19 protein-coding genes are annotated in these 18200 nt (G+C 66.2%); 10 read left to right on the top strand and 9 right to left on the bottom strand.

What is annotated here, in order from left to right:
• The first annotated feature begins 26 nt into the window (after nucleotides 1–26).
• Entirely contained in the window at nucleotides 27–1430 is a 1404-nt protein-coding gene (locus NK214_RS07335) for an FAD-binding oxidoreductase (protein ID WP_253314126.1), read from the top strand.
• 30 nt (nucleotides 1431–1460) lie between these two features.
• On the top strand, nucleotides 1461–2558 hold the full coding sequence (locus tag NK214_RS07340) for a polyamine ABC transporter substrate-binding protein (RefSeq protein ID WP_227107621.1): 1098 nt from the start codon (nucleotides 1461–1463) through the stop codon (nucleotides 2556–2558).
• Here the strand turns inward: NK214_RS07340 and NK214_RS07345 are convergent.
• The gene (locus tag NK214_RS07345) at nucleotides 2536–3291 is read right to left on the bottom strand and encodes an AraC family transcriptional regulator (protein ID WP_253314127.1); all 756 of its coding nucleotides are present in this window, start codon (nucleotides 3289–3291) and stop codon (nucleotides 2536–2538) included. The genes NK214_RS07340 and NK214_RS07345 overlap by 23 nt on opposite strands.
• 141 nt (nucleotides 3292–3432) lie before the next feature.
• On the opposite strand from NK214_RS07345, the gene NK214_RS07350 reads away from it, so the two are divergent.
• Nucleotides 3433–3828 (top strand): nuclear transport factor 2 family protein, encoded by a 396-nt coding sequence (locus tag NK214_RS07350; protein WP_227107623.1) that lies wholly within the window; start codon nucleotides 3433–3435, stop codon nucleotides 3826–3828.
• Nucleotides 3829–3970: 142 nt separating this feature from the next.
• On the opposite strand, the gene fabI is transcribed toward NK214_RS07350, so the two are convergent.
• A complete protein-coding gene (gene fabI, locus NK214_RS07355) occupies nucleotides 3971–4759 on the bottom strand; it encodes an enoyl-ACP reductase FabI (protein ID WP_043591772.1) in 789 nt (262 codons plus the stop codon).
• A 225-nt stretch (nucleotides 4760–4984) separates the two neighbouring features.
• Between fabI and trxA the strand changes: the two genes are divergently transcribed.
• The 3 genes from trxA to NK214_RS07370 all read left to right on the top strand — a co-directional run bounded on the left by trxA (nucleotide 4985) and on the right by NK214_RS07370 (nucleotide 7543).
• Nucleotides 4985–5311 (top strand): thioredoxin TrxA, encoded by a 327-nt coding sequence (gene trxA, locus NK214_RS07360; RefSeq protein ID WP_039755088.1) that lies wholly within the window; start codon nucleotides 4985–4987, stop codon nucleotides 5309–5311.
• Between the two features lie 123 nt (nucleotides 5312–5434).
• Nucleotides 5435–6691 (top strand): transcription termination factor Rho, encoded by a 1257-nt coding sequence (gene rho / locus NK214_RS07365; protein WP_043591613.1) that lies wholly within the window; start codon nucleotides 5435–5437, stop codon nucleotides 6689–6691.
• A gap of 204 nt (nucleotides 6692–6895) precedes the next feature.
• Nucleotides 6896–7543 carry a CoA pyrophosphatase gene (locus tag NK214_RS07370; RefSeq protein WP_107800235.1) on the top strand — a complete coding sequence of 216 codons (648 nt, stop codon included), beginning with the start codon at nucleotides 6896–6898 and terminating at the stop codon, nucleotides 7541–7543.
• On the opposite strand, the gene NK214_RS07375 is transcribed toward NK214_RS07370, so the two are convergent.
• Together NK214_RS07375 and nadC are read right to left on the bottom strand one after the other, a co-directional pair.
• On the bottom strand, nucleotides 7521–9401 hold the full coding sequence (locus NK214_RS07375; protein ID WP_253314128.1) for a diguanylate cyclase: 1881 nt from the start codon (nucleotides 9399–9401) through the stop codon (nucleotides 7521–7523). The genes NK214_RS07370 and NK214_RS07375 overlap by 23 nt on opposite strands.
• An 86-nt stretch (nucleotides 9402–9487) precedes the next feature.
• Nucleotides 9488–10333 carry a carboxylating nicotinate-nucleotide diphosphorylase gene (gene nadC / locus NK214_RS07380; protein ID WP_235089409.1) on the bottom strand — a complete coding sequence of 282 codons (846 nt, stop codon included), beginning with the start codon at nucleotides 10331–10333 and terminating at the stop codon, nucleotides 9488–9490.
• 100 nt (nucleotides 10334–10433) lie between these two features.
• Here nadC and NK214_RS07385 point away from each other — a divergent pair, with 100 nt between their 5' ends.
• Nucleotides 10434–11108, top strand: a complete 675-nt coding sequence (locus NK214_RS07385; RefSeq protein WP_253314129.1) for an energy-coupling factor ABC transporter permease — start codon at nucleotides 10434–10436, stop codon at nucleotides 11106–11108.
• Nucleotides 11109–11141: 33 nt separating this feature from the next.
• Nucleotides 11142–11522 carry an MAPEG family protein gene (locus NK214_RS07390; protein WP_107800231.1) on the top strand — a complete coding sequence of 127 codons (381 nt, stop codon included), beginning with the start codon at nucleotides 11142–11144 and terminating at the stop codon, nucleotides 11520–11522.
• 11 nt (nucleotides 11523–11533) lie between these two features.
• Here the strand turns inward: NK214_RS07390 and NK214_RS07395 are convergent, their stop codons facing one another.
• The 5 genes from NK214_RS07395 to NK214_RS07415 all read right to left on the bottom strand — a co-directional run bounded on the left by NK214_RS07395 (nucleotide 11534) and on the right by NK214_RS07415 (nucleotide 16142).
• Complete coding sequence (locus NK214_RS07395) at nucleotides 11534–12145, bottom strand: HAD family hydrolase (RefSeq protein ID WP_107800230.1); 612 nt, start codon at nucleotides 12143–12145, stop codon at nucleotides 11534–11536.
• A 44-nt stretch (nucleotides 12146–12189) separates the two neighbouring features.
• Nucleotides 12190–13215: a UDP-N-acetylmuramate dehydrogenase gene (gene murB, locus NK214_RS07400; protein WP_253314130.1), complete on the bottom strand. Its 1026-nt coding sequence runs from the start codon at nucleotides 13213–13215 to the stop codon at nucleotides 12190–12192.
• Complete coding sequence (locus tag NK214_RS07405; protein ID WP_227107629.1) at nucleotides 13212–14618, bottom strand: MATE family efflux transporter; 1407 nt, start codon at nucleotides 14616–14618, stop codon at nucleotides 13212–13214. Before NK214_RS07405 ends, murB begins: the two co-directional genes overlap by 4 nt.
• 138 nt (nucleotides 14619–14756) lie before the next feature.
• Nucleotides 14757–15056, bottom strand: coding sequence for a hypothetical protein (locus tag NK214_RS07410; RefSeq protein WP_253314131.1), 300 nt, complete (start codon nucleotides 15054–15056; stop codon nucleotides 14757–14759).
• A gap of 327 nt (nucleotides 15057–15383) precedes the next feature.
• Nucleotides 15384–16142, bottom strand: coding sequence for a hypothetical protein (locus NK214_RS07415; protein ID WP_253314132.1), 759 nt, complete (start codon nucleotides 16140–16142; stop codon nucleotides 15384–15386).
• Nucleotides 16143–16345: 203 nt separating this feature from the next.
• Between NK214_RS07415 and pcnB the strand changes: the two genes are divergently transcribed.
• Together pcnB and folK are read left to right on the top strand one after the other, a co-directional pair.
• Nucleotides 16346–17704, top strand: coding sequence for a polynucleotide adenylyltransferase PcnB (gene pcnB / locus NK214_RS07420; RefSeq protein ID WP_107800225.1), 1359 nt, complete (start codon nucleotides 16346–16348; stop codon nucleotides 17702–17704).
• Complete coding sequence (gene folK, locus NK214_RS07425) at nucleotides 17705–18193, top strand: 2-amino-4-hydroxy-6-hydroxymethyldihydropteridine diphosphokinase (protein ID WP_107800224.1); 489 nt, start codon at nucleotides 17705–17707, stop codon at nucleotides 18191–18193.
• Nucleotides 18194–18200 lie beyond the last annotated feature (7 nt).

An 18200-nucleotide genomic window follows, 5' to 3' on the forward strand; every position in this document is an offset into this window, starting at 1 on the left:
TTCGGGGCTATCGCCAAGGAGCATTCATGGGGATCGAGTCCCAAGCCTGTCTGTGGCTGGATCAAAGTCCCGCGGCGCGGTCCTGGCCGCCGTTGACGCAGTCGGCCCGCTGCGACGTGGCGGTGATCGGCGGCGGCTACACCGGCCTTTGGACGGCTTACTACCTCAAGCGCATGGCGCCAGAGCTGGACGTGGCGGTGTTGGAGGCGGAAACCTGCGGCTACGGCGCGTCCGGACGCAACGGCGGCTGGCTGATAGGCGGGTTGGCCAATCAGGACGTCCATTTGCTCAGTCTGGACGGCGAGCGGCGCGAACGCGCGCGGCGGCGGCTGTTCGGCATCGTCGACGAAGTGGCCGCGGTGTTGGCGCGCGAAGGCGTCGAATGCGATTTCGCCCATGGCGGGGTGCTGTACGCGGCGGCGCGCTATCCGGAGCAGGAAGCGATGGGGCGGAACTGGCTGCGCGAACTGCGGCGGGCGGGCCACGGCGAGGCCGACTTCCGTTGGCTGGACCGCGAGGAAGCCCGGGCGCAGCTGGGCGCGAGAGACGTGCGCGGCGGGGTGTTCTCCCCGCATTGCGCGGTGGTTCAGCCGGCCCGGCTGGCGCAAGGCCTGGCGCGGGCCGCGGCGCGGCTGGGCGTGCGCATTCACGAGCATAGCCCGGTGCGCCGGCTGGCTCCCGGGGTGGCGGGGCTGGACGGCTGCGACTTGAGCGCGGACGTCATCGTGCCGGCGCTGGAGGGCGCGGCCGGGCAGTTTTCGCGTTTGGGCCGTTGCCTGCTGCCGGTGCAGAGCCTGCTGCTGGCCACCGAACCGCTGTCGGCGGCGCAGTGGGACGAGATCGGACTGGGGCGCCGCCAGGCTTTCGGCGATTTGAGCCGGATGGTGACTTACGGCCAACGCAGCGCGGACGGTCGCCTGGTGTTCGGCGCGCGCGGCGGTTACCGGCTGGGCGGCCGCGCGCAGTGGGACTTCGACCCTAACGGCGCCGAGTTCGTCTGGCGCGAGCGCTTGCTGCGTCGGCTGTTTCCGGCCTTGGGCGCGACGGCGGCGCCCTACCGCTGGGGCGGCACGCTGGGCGTGGCGCGCGCTTTCACGCCCTACGCCTTGTTCGACCGGCGCGCCGGCATCGCCATGGCCGGCGGCTACGGCGGCGAGGGCGTGGGAGCCGCCAATCTGATGGGGCGCACGCTGGCGGAATTGATTCTGGAGCGCAACGGCGATCTGGCTTCCATGCCCTGGGTCATGCCGGAAGGGCGTATGGAGCGGGTGCGCCGCTGGGCGCCGGAGCCAGTGCCGTGGCTGGGTTACCACCTGGTGCGCAGCGCTTACGGGCTGGAGGAGAAACTGTGCGCCGACGGGAGCGCGCCGGCCTGGGCCCGGCGCGGCGCGGGCAAGCTGGCGGCGGCCCTGGAGGCTTTGCTGGCCTGAGGGCCGGCGCGCGATATCGGGAGAACATTCATGTGGCGACGCATTGGGGTGGGGATCTGGGTCTGCTGCCTGGCCGTTCCGGCGCAGGCGGCCGAAGAGAAGGTGCTGAACGTCTACAACTGGAGTCATTACATCGGCAAACAGACCTTGCGGCGTTTCGAGAGCGAGACCGGCATCAAGGTGCGTTACGACGTATACGACAGCAATGAAATCCTGCAAGGCAAATTGCTGACCGGCCGCAGCGGCTACGATGTGGTGGGACCGTCGATGAGCTTCCTGGCCAATCAGCTGGCGGCGGGCGCCTTCCGGCCGCTGGACAAGGGCAAGCTGCCCAATTACCGCCAACTGGACCCGGCGCTGCTGCGGCAGCTGGCCGCGGCCGATCCCGGCAACCGCTACGCGCTGCCCTATCTGTGGGGCACCACCTCGGTGGCCATCGACGAAGACCGGGTGAGGCGGGCGCTGGGCGGCGCGCCGCCGCCGGCCGACGCGCTGGCCCTGTTGTTCGACCCGGCTTACGCGTCCAAGCTGCGCGGCTGCGGCGTTTCCATGATGATGTCCCCCAGCCAGGTAGCGGTGCAGGCCTTGATCTACCTGGGCAAGGACCCTGGCCGGAACCGGCCGGAGGATCTGCCCGCCGTCGCCGGCCTGCTGCGCGCGGTCCGGCCCTATGTGCGGGTGTTCACCTCCACGCCCATCAATGATCTGGTCAACGGCGAGCTTTGCGCGGCGATGATCTATTCCGGCGACGCCTACATCGCCGCGCGTCGCGCGGGCGAGGCCAAGAGCCCGCGCAAGATCCGCTACCTGCTGTCGCCCAAGGGCGCGGAGTTGTGGGTGGACACTTTCGCCATCCCCAAGGACGCGCCGCATCCGGACAACGCGCATCGCTTCCTCGATTTCATGATGCGGCCGGAGGTGATGGCGGAGATCAGCAATGAATTGTTCTATCCCAACGCCTTGCCGGCGTCGCGGCCTTTGCTGGATGGCGCGCTGACGGCGGACCGCAACCTCTATCCGGACGCGGCCGGCATGAGCAAGCTGCGCGGCCAGGGACGGGTGCCGCCGGCGCTGCAAAGGGAGCGGGTGAGGCTGTTCAATCAGTTCAAGAACAATAGCTATCGCTGAAGCGCTCCGAGGGCCGGCCCAGCAATTGGGCCGGCGTGCGGCCGAAAGTCTGTCGGAAGGCGGCGATGAAGGCGCTGGGGCTGTCGTAGCCGCAGCGCCAGGCGGCGGCGCCGACCGGCTGGCCGGCCGATAGATATTCCAGCGATTTCAACAGCCGCAGCCGACGGCGCCAGGCCTGGAAGCTGAGACCGGTCTGCTCCGGAAACAGACGGCTCAGGCTGCGCCCGCTGAGGCCGGCCCATTGCGCCCAGTCGTCGCGCGAGCGCGGGTCTTCGGGGGCCTCCGTCAGCGCGTCGGCGACCCGGCGCGCGCGCCGGTCTTGCGGCAAGGGCAGGCTCAGGCGCAAGGGCGGGCAGTGTTCCAATTCATCCAGCAAGACCTCCAGCAGCCGCTGTTCCCTGGGAAGGGGCGGGGCGGAAAAATCCAGCGCGCGCCGCATGATGGCGGGCGGCAGCGCGTCGCAGGAGATGGCTTGCGCGTCGGCCGGCAGCCGCGCGCAGGCCGCGGCGGCGAAGTGCAGGCTGATGCCGTCTATCAGGCCGTGGCGGTGCGAGGCGTGGCGCACGCCGGGAGGAATCCAGGCCAGGTGGCCGGGCGGCAGCCAGAGCCGGCCGCCGTCGGTGGCGATGTTCAGCACGCCGCGGCGCAGCAAGCTGAGCTGGCCGCTGTCATGGCTGTGCCAGGCTTCGGGGTCGGCGTCGTCGTGACGGATGCGGGCGGCGGCGAGCAGCATGGTTTGGCCTGTTTGAGATATTGGATGACATTGTAGCGATAACACGCCATCAGCGCCGGGACGGATACTGGCCATTGTGGCGGGACGGGCTTCGGCCGCGCCGCCCATCGTCGATATCACCCCTCTATAAGGAGTCAAACCATGCAAGACAGCGCTATCGCCGTGGTGCGCGAATTATTCGAATACGCATTGCTGCGCCCGGAACTGGACGAAAACCGTTTGGCGAAGCTGGTGCATCCTGATTACCGCCAGCAGGCGGACGGCCGCAGCTTGGATTACGCCGATTTCATCAAGCATTTGCGCCATCTGAAGCAGACGTGCAGCCGGGTCGATCTTGAAATCCTGAGCTGGGCGGAGCAGGGCGAGCGCGTGTTCACTCGCCATCGCGTCGCCGCGGACAAGCGGGACGGCGGCCGGGTGAGCATGCTGGTCATCGCCGAATTCCGCGTGCGAGACGGCATGGTGCGCGCCTGCGACGAACTGACGCATATGCTGAGCGGAACGACCGAGGACCGGGATCTGGGGTCCCGCCACTGATGCGGGCTTGGCCGGGTTCGCAAGCGCCCGGCGGCCTGCCCGGGCGGATAGCCGTTCTGGAGGCCGTTGAAGTCCGCGGCGCAGCGGCGAGGGCAAAAAAAAATGGACCCGGCGGGTCCATTTTCATTTGGAGGCGATCGAATCAGGCTTCCGGCACATTCAGCGAGTTGATGCTGAAGCCGGCGTCGACATAAGTGATTTCGCCGGTGATGCCCGAGGACAGATTGGACAGCAGGAAGGCGGCGGTATTGCCCACTTCCTCGGTGGTGACGTTGCGGCGCAGACAGGACTGTCCGGCGGCCATGGCCAGCAGCTTGGAGAAGCCGGAAATGCCTGCGGCGGCCAGGGTCTTGATCGGGCCGGCGGAAATGCCGTTGACGCGGATGCCGTCCTTGCCCAGACTGGCGGCCATGAAGCGCACCGAGGCTTCCAGGCTGGCCTTGGCCAGGCCCATCACATTGTAGTTGGGGATTGCGCGCACCGCGCCCAGGTAGGACAGGGTCAGCAAGGCGGCGTTGCGGCCCTGCATCATCGGGCGCGCGGCCTTGGCCAGCGCCGGGAAGCTGTAGGCGGACACATCGTGGGCGGTCTGGAAGGCTTCGCGGCTCAGCGCGTCCAGGAAGTCGCCTTCCAGCGATTCGCGCGGGGCGAAGGCGATGGCGTGGACCAGGCCGTCCAGGCCGTCCCATTCCTTGCCGAGATCGGCGAACAATTTATTGATTTCTTCGTCGTTCTGCACGTCGCAGCGGAAAACCAGCTTGGAGCCGAAATCCGCGGCCATTTCACGCACGCGGTCTTCCAGTTTGTCCACCACATAGGTGAACGCCAGTTCCGCGCCTTCGCGATGACAGGCCTGGGCAATGCCGTAAGCGATGGAGCGGTTGGAGATCATGCCGGTAATCAGAATCTTTTTGCCTTGCAGAAAGCCCATTTGGAGTCCTTCTCGGAATAAACAGCTGCGCATTATACCGAAGCCGGGGCGTTTCAGCAGCGGCATTGTCGGCCAGGTCGGACGCTTTCCGGTGGTATATAAGGAAAGAGCGAAGCGCGGAGCGCGCCGCGCACGCCGGATTTCCGGTTGCCCCGGCACTCCGCGCTTGCTACCATCACACATCAATTGCAGTAGTTGCGCCACCATATAAATAGCGAGGAAACCATGAGCGATCTGATCCACCACGTAAGCGATGACAGTTTCGATACCGATGTTCTGAAAGCCGACCTGCCGGTGCTGGTCGATTACTGGGCCGAGTGGTGTGGTCCGTGCAAGATGATCGCTCCCATCCTGGACGAAGTGGCCAAGGAATACGAAGGCCGCCTGAAAGTGGTCAAGCTGAACATCGACCAGAACGAGCTGACGCCGCCGAAATTCGGCATCCGCGGCATCCCGACGCTGATGATTTTCAAGGACGGCCAGGTTGCCGCCACCAAGGTGGGCGCGCTGGCCAAGAGCCAGTTGACCGCCTTCATTGACAGCCAACTGTAAAGCGTCTATTCTCCAGCAAAATCTCAAAACGGGTAGCGATTGACGCGTTGCCCGTTCCATTTTTACGCCACCCTCCGAATTCAGCGTTCCGCTAAATCGTTACCGAGTCGACCTACGGCTGCTATGCACTTATCTGATCTAAAACATCTTCATGTTTCCGAACTCGTTGAAATGGCCATTTCCAACGAGATCGACGGGGCCAACCGACTGCGCAAGCAGGACTTGATCTTCGCCTTGCTGAAAAACCAGGCCAAAAAAGGCGAGAGCATTTTCGGTGAAGGTACCCTGGAAGTGCTGCCGGACGGTTTCGGTTTCCTGCGCAGCCCGGACACCTCCTATCTGGCCGGCCCGGACGACATCTATGTCAGCCCGTCGCAGATTCGTCGCTTCAACCTGCATACCGGCGATTCGATCGAAGGCGAGATCCGCACCCCGAAAGACGGCGAGCGTTACTTCGCGCTGGTCAAGGTGGACAAGGTCAACGGCGAAGCGCCGGAGAACTCCAAGCACAAGATTCTGTTCGAGAACCTGACGCCGCTGTTCCCCACCGAGCAGTTCAAGCTGGAACGCGACATCCGCGCCGAAGAGAACATCACCGGCCGCATCATCGACCTGATCTCGCCGATAGGCAAAGGCCAGCGCGGCCTGCTGGTGGCGCCGCCGAAGTCCGGCAAGACCGTGATGCTGCAGCACATCGCCCACGCCATCACCGCCAACCATCCGGAAGCGGTGCTGATCGTGTTGCTGATCGACGAGCGTCCGGAGGAAGTGACCGAGATGCAGCGTTCGGTCAAGGGCGAAGTGGTGTCTTCCACCTTCGACGAGCCGGCCACCCGCCACGTGCAAGTGGCCGAGATGGTGATCGAGAAGGCCAAGCGCCTGGTGGAACACAAAAAGGACGTGGTGATCCTGCTGGACTCCATCACCCGTCTGGCGCGCGCCTACAACACCGTGGTGCCGGCCTCCGGCAAGGTGCTGACCGGCGGCGTGGACGCCAACGCGCTGCAGCGCCCGAAGCGCTTTTTCGGCGCCGCGCGCAATGTGGAAGAGGGCGGCAGCCTGACCATCATCGCCACCGCGCTGATCGATACCGGCAGCCGCATGGACGATGTGATCTACGAAGAATTCAAGGGCACCGGCAACAGCGAAATCCATCTGGAACGCCGCATGGCCGAGAAGCGCATTTTCCCGGCGCTGAACATCAACCGTTCCGGCACCCGTCGCGAAGAGCTGCTGATTCCGCAGGACCAATTGCAGCGCATCTGGGTACTGCGCAAGCTGCTCTACCCGATGGACGATCTGGAGGCGATGGAATTCCTGCAGGACAAGATCAAGGCCACCAAGTCGAACCAGCAGTTCTTCGACTCGATGCGCCGCTGAGCGGAAATGCTCGCAAGAATGCCAGGCTGTCAGCCTGGCATTTTTTTTGCCCGCGTCGGCCGGCGTCGTTCAGGCGCCGGCGCGCGGGTTTTTTGTTAATACCGATGGCGGCGCCGACAGCGGGGCCGCGATTTAGCCTAAGATGGAGCAAGAACATCGCCGGCGCGTTGGCCCGGCGAGCGGATGACGGCAGGGGACAATAAAATGTGGTCGATGGAGGCGGGAGAAGCGGCCGACTGGATTGCCGGTCGGCTGTCGGCTTATGACTTTACCGGCAGGGTGGGCGATTTCAGCTTCCGGCCGGCCGACGGCGGGCTGCGGCCGGCGGCGGTGCTGGTGCCGCTGGTGTGGCGGCACGAGGGGCCGACGGTGATGTTGACCCGTCGCGCGGAAAACCTGCCGGCGCACGCCGGCCAGGTCAGCTTTCCGGGCGGCAAGCTGGAGCGGGACGACGGTTCCGCCGAGCGCGCCGCGCTGCGCGAAACGCGGGAGGAGACCGGGCTGGCGGAAAGCCATGTCCGGCTGCTGGGCCGCTTGCCGGATTATGTGACGATTACCGGCTTCGTGGTGACGCCGGTGGTGGGTCTGGTGTTGCCGCCGTTCGAACTCAGCCCGGAGCCGGGCGAGGTGGCCGAGGTGTTCGAGGCGCCGCTGCCGCTGCTGATGGATACCGGCGCTTACCAGCGCCACAGCCATCAGGGCGACGACGGCCAGCTGCGGGCCTATCTGTCGCTGGATTGGCAGCGCCACCGCATCTGGGGCGCCACCGCGGCGATGTTGTGGCTGCTGTCCGACGCCTTGGGCGTGGCCGGGCAGGAGCCGCCGCCGTTCAGATCATGTCCAGATCGTTGAAGAGGATGTTGCGGCCGGCGACCTTGGCTTCGTAGAGCAGGCGGTCGGCGCGCGCCAGCATCAGTTCCGGCGTGTCGTGCGGCCGCCAGTCGGTCAGCCCGCCGCTGAAGGTCACGCTCTGGTCCACCAGCGGGAAGCGGGTCTGGCTCAGCACCACCTGGACCCGTTCCATCACCTTTTGCGCGTCGCGCAGACGCGTGCAGGGGAAAATCACCAGGAATTCCTCGCCGCCCACCCGCGCGCTGATATCGGTGTTGCGCGTGGTGTCGGTCAGCGCGTTGGCCACCGCCACCAGCACATTGTCGCCGGCCTGGTGGCCGTGGCGGTCGTTGAATTGCTTGAAGTGGTCGATGTCGAACACCGCGATGGTCATCGACTGGCCGTAACGCTCGCAGCGGCTGATTTCGTCTTTCAGCATCATGTCGGCGTAGCGCCGGTTGTACAAATGGGTCAGCGGGTCGGTGGCCGCCATTTCGCTCAGTTGCTGATTGCTTTCCTGCAATTGCTGCTCCAACTGCTTGCGGCTGGAAATATCGTAGAGCGCCACCAGAGTGGACGGCGGGGTGCGTTCGCCCAGGGGCCGCAGCGAGACGATGACCCAGAGCCGGCTGTGGTCCTCCAGCTCCAGTTCCATTTCCTGATTCTCTACCTCCTGGCCGGCTTCCAGCCACTGCTCCAGCGGCTGTAGTCGAAAAGGCAGGTTGAGGATGTCCGAATCCTCCTTGGTGCCCGGCGCGCGCGGCGGCAGTTGCAACATGGCGCGCGCCAGCGCGTTGGCCCGCTGGATGCGGCGGGTTTTGGGGTTGACCAGCAACAGCGCCAGCGGCGCGGTGTCCAGGATCAGCTTCGCCTCTCCCTCGCTTTGCCGGATCAGATCGGTGCTGCGGCTCAGCAGGGTGTGCTGGCGCAGATTGGACAGATAGTTGCGCAGGGCCAGCAGCGTCATGCCGGCGATGAACAGCCAGCCCAGCAGGGCCAGCATCGCCTTCTCCTGCACTGAGCGGGTGAAATCCTTGCGGGCGAGGCCCACGGCCACTTGGAAGGGATAGCGGCCGGTCTGGCTCTGGCTGTACAGGCGGGTGACGCCGTCGATATTGGACGGCGCGCTGAATTGCGCCTGATTGCCGTCGCGGCTGAGCAGCTTGGCCGGCTGCAGCGGCCGGAATTGCCGCTCCAGTCCCTTGGGGGGCTTGGGCCAGCGCGCCACCATCAGCTGGCGTTGGTCCAGCACCAGGATCTCCCCGTGCTCGCCCACGGTGACGCGCGAGACTTCGTCCTGGAAAAAATTGTTGGCGATGACGCCGGCGGCCATGCCGATGACGTTGCCGCCTTCGTCGCGCAGCTTGCTGGCCAGGACGATGCCGTGTTGTTCGGGATTGTGCTGGGCGGCGGTGTAATTGTTTTCCGGGTCTTCGTTGCGATGCAGCCAGCGGCAGAATTCATTGTGGGGCTGACGCACGATGGCGGCCTGGCGGCTGGTGAAGATGGCCTGGCAGGCGCTGTCTATGATTTCGATCCGGCTCAGATAGGGCGCCAGCTGCAGTTGCTGCTGCAGCTGCTGGTACAGCTTCTGCTGTCCTTCCTCGCCGCTTGTGCCGGTGTGAAGCAGGGTCTGGACCTGCGGCAGCTGGCTGCTGCTTTGCAGGATCAGGCCGGCTTCGCTGATGCCGGCGGCCAGCCGTTCCGCCAGCAATTGGCTGAGACCGTTGGCCTGGCGCAGCGCGTTTTCCTCTTCCTGGTGATAGGTGTTGAGCAGTTCCAGGGCCACCAGCGCCAGCGTGCCGAGCAGGAAGAGGATGGAACCCCAGATCGCATAGCGTGCCGGGCGTTTGTTCCGTTTGCGGAGGTTGAAGTCCATGACGCTCGTTATTGGGGGTTATGAACCAGTTATAGCGCTAGGCGGCGGAGTATGACAGGGGCCCGCCGCCGGGCCCGGACGGCGCCTCAGGCCGCGGTGAAGCGCATGGAAAGGTCGACGGCGCGGACGTCCTTGGTCAATTTGCCCACCGAAATGCGGTCGACCCCGGTTTCCGCAATCGCGCGCACGGTGTCGAAGTCCACGCCGCCGGAGGCTTCCAGCTGGGCGCGGCCGGCGGTCAGCCGCACCGCTTCGCGCATTTGCTCCAGCGACATATTGTCCAGCAGGGCCAGCTTGGCGCCGTGGAGCAGCGCTTCTTCCAGTTGCTCCAGCGTTTCCACTTCGATTTGCAGGCTGACCTCGGCCGGGGCCAGCTGTTGCGCGGCCCGCAGCGCGGCGGCGATGCCGCCGGCGGCCATGATGTGGTTTTCCTTGATCAGGATGCCGTCGAACAAGCCGACGCGCTGATTGTCGCCGCCGCCCGCGGTCACCGCGTATTTCTGCGCCAGCCGCAGGCCGGGCATGGTTTTGCGGGTGTCCAGTATCCGGGCGCGGGTGCCGGCCACGGCGTCTACGTAGCGGCGGGTTTCGCTGGCGACCGCGGACAGGGTTTGCAGGAAGTTCAGCGCGGAGCGCTCCGCGGTCAGCAGCGCGCGGGCCGGGCCGTCGATTTGGCACAGCACGGCGCCGGCGGCGACCTGCTCGCCTTCGGCGGCCAGCCATTCCACCCGGCAGCGGGGATCGACCTGGCGGAAGCATTCGTCGAACCAGGCCTGGCCGCACAGCGTGGCCGCTTCGCGCGCCGTCACCCGCGCCGCGCCGGCGCTGTGTTCGGGAATCAGCAGGGCGGTCCAGTCGCAACGGCCGATGTCTTCGGCCAGGGCGGCGGCGACCTGCTGGGCGATCAGGTGAGGGGCGGGCAAGGCGGGCATGCGGGACTCTCCAAGAAAACGTCATTGTACCCAATGGCGGCGGATTGGTGCGCGTGCTCTGGTATCATTCGAAATGGATATATAAGCCGATAGGTAGGCCATGGATTTACCCGCATCGTTTTTCCCCGACGCCGCGCTTTGGCTGAGCAACGGCGCGGCTTTGTCCTTGTTGGCGCTGGCGGCGCGGCGGGTGGCCTGGCGCGGCCTGCCCTTGCCGGCCTGCAACGCCTGGATGGGCGCCTGCGTGCTGGCGCTGGCCTTGTGGCTGCTGCGCGGCGGCGTGGCCCCCGGCCTGTTCTTCCATTTGCTGGGCGCCGGCCTGTTCACCTTGATGATGGGGCCGTGGCTGGCCTTGCTGGCGCTGGCGCTTCCCTTGCTGGCATTGGCTGTGAGCGGACAGGCCGATCCGCAGGCGCTGGGTCTGAACTATCTGAGCATGATCGTGCCGCCGGTGGCGCTGTCGGCCGCGGCGCTGCGTTTGAGCCAGCGCGTCCTGCCCAGCAATCTGTTCGTCTATGTCTTCGTCAACGGCTTCCTCGCCGGCGGGGCCGGCATGTTCGCCGCCGGCTTGTCGGGTTTGCTGGCCTTGGGCCTGGCCGGCGCCTATCCCTGGGACCAGTTGTTGGAGGAGACGCTGCCGTTCTATTTTTTACTGTCGTGGTCGGAGGCCTTCACCACCGGCTTGTTGGCGGCGGTGCTGGTGGTTTACCGGCCGGAATGGGTGGCGACCTTCGACGACGGGCGCTATCTGGGACACAGGCGCCGCTCGCCGTGAGCGGGCGGCCTTTTACACGCTAAAGGAGAAACCATGCCCTTCGCTTTATGGAGCATTTTGCTGGCGGCCTTGCTGCCCTTGATCTGGGCCGGGGTGGCCAAGGCCGGTTCGCGAGTGGACAACCACAAGCCTCGGGAGGCGATGGCCCAGGCCAGCGGTTACCGGCTGCGCGCCAATTGGGCGCAGCAGAACGCCTGGGAGGCGTTCCCGACCTTCGCCGCGGCGGTGTTGGTGGCTTGGGGGATGCATGTGCCGCCGGCGTTTCTGGACGCCGCCGCCGCGGTTTTCATCGCGGCGCGGATCGCGCACGGCTTGCTGTATCTGGCCGACCGGGCGGCGCTGCGTTCCCTGTCCTGGTTGATCGGCCTGCTGACGGTGGTGGCGATTTTCTGCAAGGCCGGCGGGGTGTTCTAGCGCGGTTAGGCCTAATCCAGCCAGCCGTTGGCGCGCAGCGCGGCCTGCACCTGGTCCAGGCCCTTGGTGTGGAAGGCCTGCCAGCCGGCGCGGCGGGCGGCGTCCACGCATTCTATATTGTCGTCGAAAAAGGCGATGCGCTGCGGGGCCGCGCCCAGCTCGTCCTGCACATGGCGGTAAACCGCGTCGTCCGGCTTGCGCAGGCCGATCAGGTGGGAGGCGAACAGCCGGTCGAAGCGGTGCAGCAGATCGAATTCGCGTTCGATCTTGCCCCAGTGCAGCGCATTATTATTGCTGAGCACGGCCAGGCGGTGGCGTTCGCCTAGCCGGGCCAGCATTTCTGCCGCGCCGGGGTAGGCGCCGCGTAGCCAGCTGTCCAGTTGCGCGGTCATGTCCGCCGCGCCGATGTCCAGTCCCAAGTGCTCGGCCATCGCCGCGCTGAAGGCCTCCGGCGTGCAGGCGCCGGTGTCCAGTTCGGCGATCCACGGCGTTTCCATCCAGAAGCGCCGGGCCTGTTCCGGGTCCAGCTTGCCCTGGGAGAGCCGCACCAGCGGATCGATGCCGTTCCAGTCCACCAATACTCCGCCCAGATCGAATACCAGCACATCTACGCTTGAATGCATTGCTTAGCCTTTTGTCTAGGGCGCGAACGGCTCGCGCCTGCAGTTTAGAGAACGATGGGTTCCGGCTCCAGTTCCACGCCGAAGCGTTGACGGACTTCCGCGCGCACCTTGTCGGCCAGCGCGCGCATCTGCTCGCCGCTGGCTGCGCCGTAGTTGACCAGCACCAGAGCCTGGCGCGCGTGCACGCCGGCGTCGCCGTCGCGATGGCCTTTCAGTCCGCATTGGTCGATCAGCCAGCCGGCGGCCAGCTTGACCTTGCCGTCGGCGGCCGGATAGTGCGGCAGCGTCGGATGGCGCGCCAGCAGCGCCTGCGCCTGTTCCGCCGGCAGCACCGGATTTTTGAAGAAGCTGCCGGCGTTGCCCAGCTCGGCCGGGTTGGGCAGTTTGCTCGAGCGGATGCGGATCACCGCGTCGCTGACGTCTTGCGGCGTGGGCGCGGCAATGCCGGCGGCGTCCAGTTCTTGTTGGATGTCGCCGTAGCCGGTGCGCAGCCGCGGCGAGCGCGACAGGCGGAAACGCACGGCGGTGACCAGCAGGCGGCCGGCGGCCTCGTGCTTGAACACGCTGTCGCGATAGCCGAAGCGGCAGTCGGCCTTGCTTAGCGTCAGTTCGACGCCGCCGCGCTCTAGATCGGCGCAGACGACTTGGTGGATGTGGTCCTTGGCCTCGACGCCGTAGGCGCCGATGTTCTGGATAGGGCTGGCGCCGACGGTGCCGGGGATCAGGCTGAGGTTTTCCAGGCCATACCAGCCTTGCTCCAGGGTGTGGAGCACGAAATCGTGCCAGTTTTCGCCGGCGGCGGCCTCGACGATCACGTCCTCGCCGCTCTCCTCCAGCAGACGGACGCCGCGTAATTCCAATTTGACCACCAGGCCGGGGTAGTCGCGGGTGAACAGCAGATTGCTGCCGCCGCCCAGCCACAGCACCGGCCCGGCCCGGTAGGCCGGGCTGTCCAGCAGCGCCGGCAGCTCCGAGAGCGCGTCCAGCCGGCAGAAGTCGCGCGCGCGCGCGTCCATGCCGAAGGTGTTCAGCGATTTGAGCGGATGATGGTGGCTGAAGCTCAGGCTCATGGCGCCGGTTCCGTTTGAAGTTGTCGATGCAGGCGTCGGCGGCTTTCGCCGGCCAGGTAGCGGGTCAGGAATAGCGCGGCCACGCTCAGGCTGATCACCAGCGCGGTCCAGAAGCCGAACACGCCCATGGGTTTCTTGCTCAGCCAGTCGGTCAGGCCCAGGGTGATGCCCAGGCCCAGGCCGACGCACCAGAACGACAGGATGTGAATGATCATCGGCACCGTGGTCAGCTTGTAGCCGCGCAGGGCGCCGGAGGCGATGGTCTGGGCGGCGTCGGTCAGCTGGTAGACGGCGGCGAACAGCAGCAGGGTGGAGCCCATCGCGATCACGCGCGGGTCCGGCGTGTACATGCGCATGATGGGCTCGCGGAACAGCAGCACCATCAGCATCGCGCAGAAGGCCATGCTCAGGCCCAGCAGCAGGCCGACGCCGGAGCTGAAGCGCGCGGCGCGGTAGTCGCCGGCGCCGACGTGGTGGCCGACGCGAACCGACATCGCGGTGGCCACGCTCTGCGGCAGCATGTAGATGATGCTGGAAAAATTGAGCACGGACTGGTGAGTGGCCACCACCACGGTGCCCAGTTCGGCGATCAGCAGCGCGATGAAGGAGAACAGGCTGACTTCCACGAAAAAGGACAGGCCGATGGGCACGCCCAGCTTGAGGAAGCCGCGGTACATGCGCCAGTCCGGGCCGCGCAGCCGCTCCAGCAGCCGGAACTGGCGGAAGTTGCGATGCCAGCTGACATAGGCGAGCAGGGCCAGGCAATTGAACCAGAACACGATGCCGGTGGCCCAGCCGCAGCCGGCGCCGCCCAGCTTGGGCAGGCCGAACAGGCCGTGGATCAGGATGTAGTTGAGCGGAACGTTCAGCGCCAGCGCCAGCAAGCTGACCACCATGATGGCCTTGGGGCGGCCCAGGCTGGACGCGTAAGCGTGCAGCGCGCGGTGGGTCATCGCCGCCGGCATGCCCACGGCGGCGCCGGTGATGAAGAGCATCACCTTGTCGGTCACTTCCGGCGGCAGGTGCAGCCACAGCCGCAGCGCCGGCTCCAGCGCCATCATCATCGCCGCGCCCAAGAGGCCGATCAGCAGGCCGAACCACAGGCCCTGGCGCGCGGTGTCCTTGAATTTGTCGTGCTCGCCGGCGCCCAACTGGTGGGCCAGGATGGGATTGAGCGCGGTGACGATGCCCATCAGCGTGACGTAGAAGGTGATGAAGACGCTGGCGCCCAGAGAGACGGCGGCCAGGTCGTCGGTGCTGACGCGGCCGGCCATCACCGTATCGACGAAGGCGGTGGCCACCTGGGCGATCTGGGCGATCATCATCGGCAAGGCCAGCCGGCTGATTTGACGGGCTTCCAGCAGCACGGCCCCGCGCGGGGCGCGATTGATTTCAAACAGCATGGGAGTAGGGCGGGATGGCACGGAGAACTGGCCATTATACCGGCTGCGGGGCGGGCTTGTCTTTGTCGCGCCATGACAATGGGGCGACATGGCGTGTGCCGGGAACGCAAGGCGCTCCCGGCGGCGCGGGAGACGGGATCAGAAACGCGCGGGCGGGTCGCGGCGCAGATCGCAGCTGATCAGCAGCTCGCCGCCGAAGCGGGCGTTGATGTTGAGCGCGTCCAGCAGGGAAATGTCCCGCACGGTCAGTTGTTCGCCGTTGCGGTCCAGGTCATAGCCCAGTTCATGGGCGAAATCCGCCAGCTGCTGCAGGGCGGGGGCGTCGGCCGGCGTGAGCGGAGAGGCGCTCAGGCTGCCGCAAAGGGGGCGAGGTCTTCCCACGGCGTCGAAATTGGCAAAAGAAAAATCGGTATAGCTGTCTTGCAGGCAGTCGTACATGGCGGTTCTCCAGTCGGTTCGGTCGCGGTTCGCGCGCCGGTCCTGGGTATCGCCGGCGACGCTTTAGCAGGATTTTTGGGCGCCCTGCAAGTTGTCATTAACTCGGCGCCAGCCGCGCATGCCCGAAATGGAAACGGGGCGCGGCTCATGCATCGATCCGAAGCGACGGGTCCGCTTAACTGCCTGTACGGGTAAAACAAAACCCGCCTACGACTAAGAGCGCAAGCGGGTTGACCGTTTTAACGCTTTAGCTGGCATTTGTTAAGCGCCCGCAAGCTGTGTCAAATCGGCGCATGAACGTCAGCCTATGCCTTTGGCTTTTGGCTGTCAATCCCCTTGCGGGGCGTTCGCGGGCCAGTCGGCCAGCCAGCCGCGCCAGTGCGGCTCCGGCTGCGTGGCGACGACGGCGCGCAGGCCTTGCCTACAGGCCTGGTGGGCGCCTGAATCCAGCGCGCCCTCCACCCATTGCTGGCGCAGCCACAGCAGATGGCAGCTGGCGGCCTGGCGCGCATTGTGTTCCGCGAGCGCGCCGACGTCGCCGGCGCGGTACAGTTCCCAGCGCCGCGGGCCGTTGAGCTCGGCCTCGCCGGGCAGGCCGCACAGCCGGGCCAGTTCGCCCTGCGGGGTGGCCAGCTCCGCGTGGCCGCCGCTCAGGATCTCGCTCAGCGAGACCTGGGACGAGCTGTCCGCTCCGGCGCGCAGCTGTTCCGCCAGCGGCAGGCCCAGCACCAGCGCGCGGTGGCGCAGCACCGGCAGTTCCAGCCGCGCGCCGTCCCAGCTGACCAGCCGCGCCCGGCTGTCGCGCAGCAGGCTCAGCCAGTCCGCCAGCATCGCGGCCTCGTCGCCTGCGTCGGCGGCGAGCCCTTGGACGAGACGGGTTTGCCCATCCTGTTGCAGCACGCCGGCGATGGCGACGACGTGGTGCAAGTGGAAGGGGATGAAGTCGGTGCCGCTCTGGGCGCGACAGCGCTGCAGCACGAAATCGGCGACGTCGGCCTCCCCGATTTCGCCGTCCAGCTGGTAGAGCTGGCGGATGGCGGGCACGTTGGGAATGGTCTGGAGATGAAAGCTGAGAGTAGGGCGCACGGGAGGGGTCTTGTCGGAGTCGGCGAATCGGCAGCGATTGTATGCCTATCGCCGATGGGGGGCAATTGGCGGCCATGGGCGCTGCGATGCGGCGGGATATGGCGGCGAATTGTATTTTCTGCAAAGAATAGGGATATAATCGCCGGCTTGACTACCTACTAGTCTTGCGAATCCTGGCATTCCAAGTCGACTATCTTCTCATAATGATCCGCAAGTTTATCCGTAAAGTACTGGACCTGCCCGCCGGCATGGGCAAGCGCCGCACCAAGGCGCGCGTGATTCCTCTGCCGCAACACGGCATCCGCCGAGACCAGCTCAGCTCCGCTGCGCTGAAAGTCACCACCCGACTGCAGGAGGCCGGTTTCGCCGCCTATGTGGTGGGCGGAGCCGTGCGCGACTTGATGTTGGGCGTGTCGCCGAAGGATTTCGACGTCGCCACCAACGCGACGCCTGAGGAAGTGCACCGGGTGTTCCGCCGCTCCCGCATCATCGGCCGGCGTTTCCGCATCGTCCACGTGATGATGGGACCGGAAACCATCGAGGTGACCACTTTCCGCGGCGGTTCGGTGGACGACACCAATGAAACCGGCCGCATCATGGCCGACAACAGCTTCGGCAGCCAGGAAGAGGACGCGCACCGCCGCGACTTCACCGTCAACGCGTTGTTCTACGATCCGTCCGACGAAACCGTCATCGACTATCACCACGGCGTCAAGGACTTGCGCGCCCGCAAGCTGGTGATGATAGGCCAGCCGGCGCGCCGTTATCAGGAAGACCCGGTGCGCATGCTGCGCGCGGTGCGCCTGGCGGCCAAGCTGGGCTTCGATATCGACGAGGCCACCCGCAAGCCGATCCGCACCCACGCCCATCTGCTGAAGAAAGAGCCGCCGGCGCGCCTGTTCGACGAAATGCTCAAGCTGCTGATGTCCGGCCAAGCCTACGGCTGCCTGAAAAAGCTGCGCGAGGAAGGCATGGCGCGCGGCGTGTTCCCGCTGCTGGACGCGGTGCTGGACGATAAGGGCGACGACCTGTTCTTGAAGCTGGGCCTGGAAAGCACCGATCAGCGCATCCGCGCCGACAAGCCGGTGTCGGTGGGCTTCCTGCTGGCCACCCTGTTGTGGAAGCAGGTGCATCAGCGCTGGCAGAAGCGCCTGAACGCCGGCGACCGCGCGGTGTACGCGCTGGCGCAGGCGATTGCCGACGTGGAGTCCGAGCAGGACAACGATTTCGCCATTCCGCGCCGTTTCAGCGTGACCATGCGCGAAATCTGGATGCTGCAGTCGCGTTTCGACAGCCGCAGCGGCCAGCGCGCCTACCGTTTCCTGGAGCAGCCGCGCTTCCGCGCCGCTTACGATTTCTTCGCCCTGCGCGGAGAAGCCGGCGAGGTGGACATGAAGCTGGTGTCCTGGTGGAATGACTTCCAGCGCGCCGACGAGGACGAACGCGAGCAGCTGCTGGACATCGCCAAAGCCAGCGGCGAGCCGGACCCGGCCAAGAAACGCCGCCGCCGCCGCCCCGCCAATCGCCGCAAAGCCGCGGACGAGCCGGGCGGAGAGGCCTAAGTGGCGCAGGCCTTCATCGCGCTGGGCAGCAATCTCGAGCAGCCGGCGGCGCAGATCCGCGCCGCGCTGGCCGCGATCGCCGCCTTGCCCGACACCGCGCTGACCCGGCAGTCCGCCCTGTACCGCACCGCGCCGGTGGGCTATGCCGATCAGCCGGACTTCATCAATGCCGTGGCGGAAGTGGACACCGCGCTGGCGCCGCGCGAATTATTGCGCCGGCTGCTGGCGATAGAGGCCGAGTTCGGCCGGGTGCGCACCTTCCGCAACGCGCCGCGGGTGCTGGATCTGGATCTGCTGTATTACAGCGGCGTCGCCCTGAGCGACCAAGACCTGACCCTGCCGCATCCGCGCATGCATCTGCGCGGCTTCGTCATGATCCCGCTGGCGGAGATCGCTCCCGATCTGGCGCTGCCGGCGCTGGGCACGGCCGGCGAACTGGCCGCAGGGCTGGCCGATCAGGGCGTGGAGCGCCTCAAAACAACTAGCTAATAAGGAA

Source organism: Chromobacterium sp. S0633 (assembly GCF_024158805.1).
Lineage (GTDB): Bacteria > Pseudomonadota > Gammaproteobacteria > Burkholderiales > Chromobacteriaceae > Chromobacterium.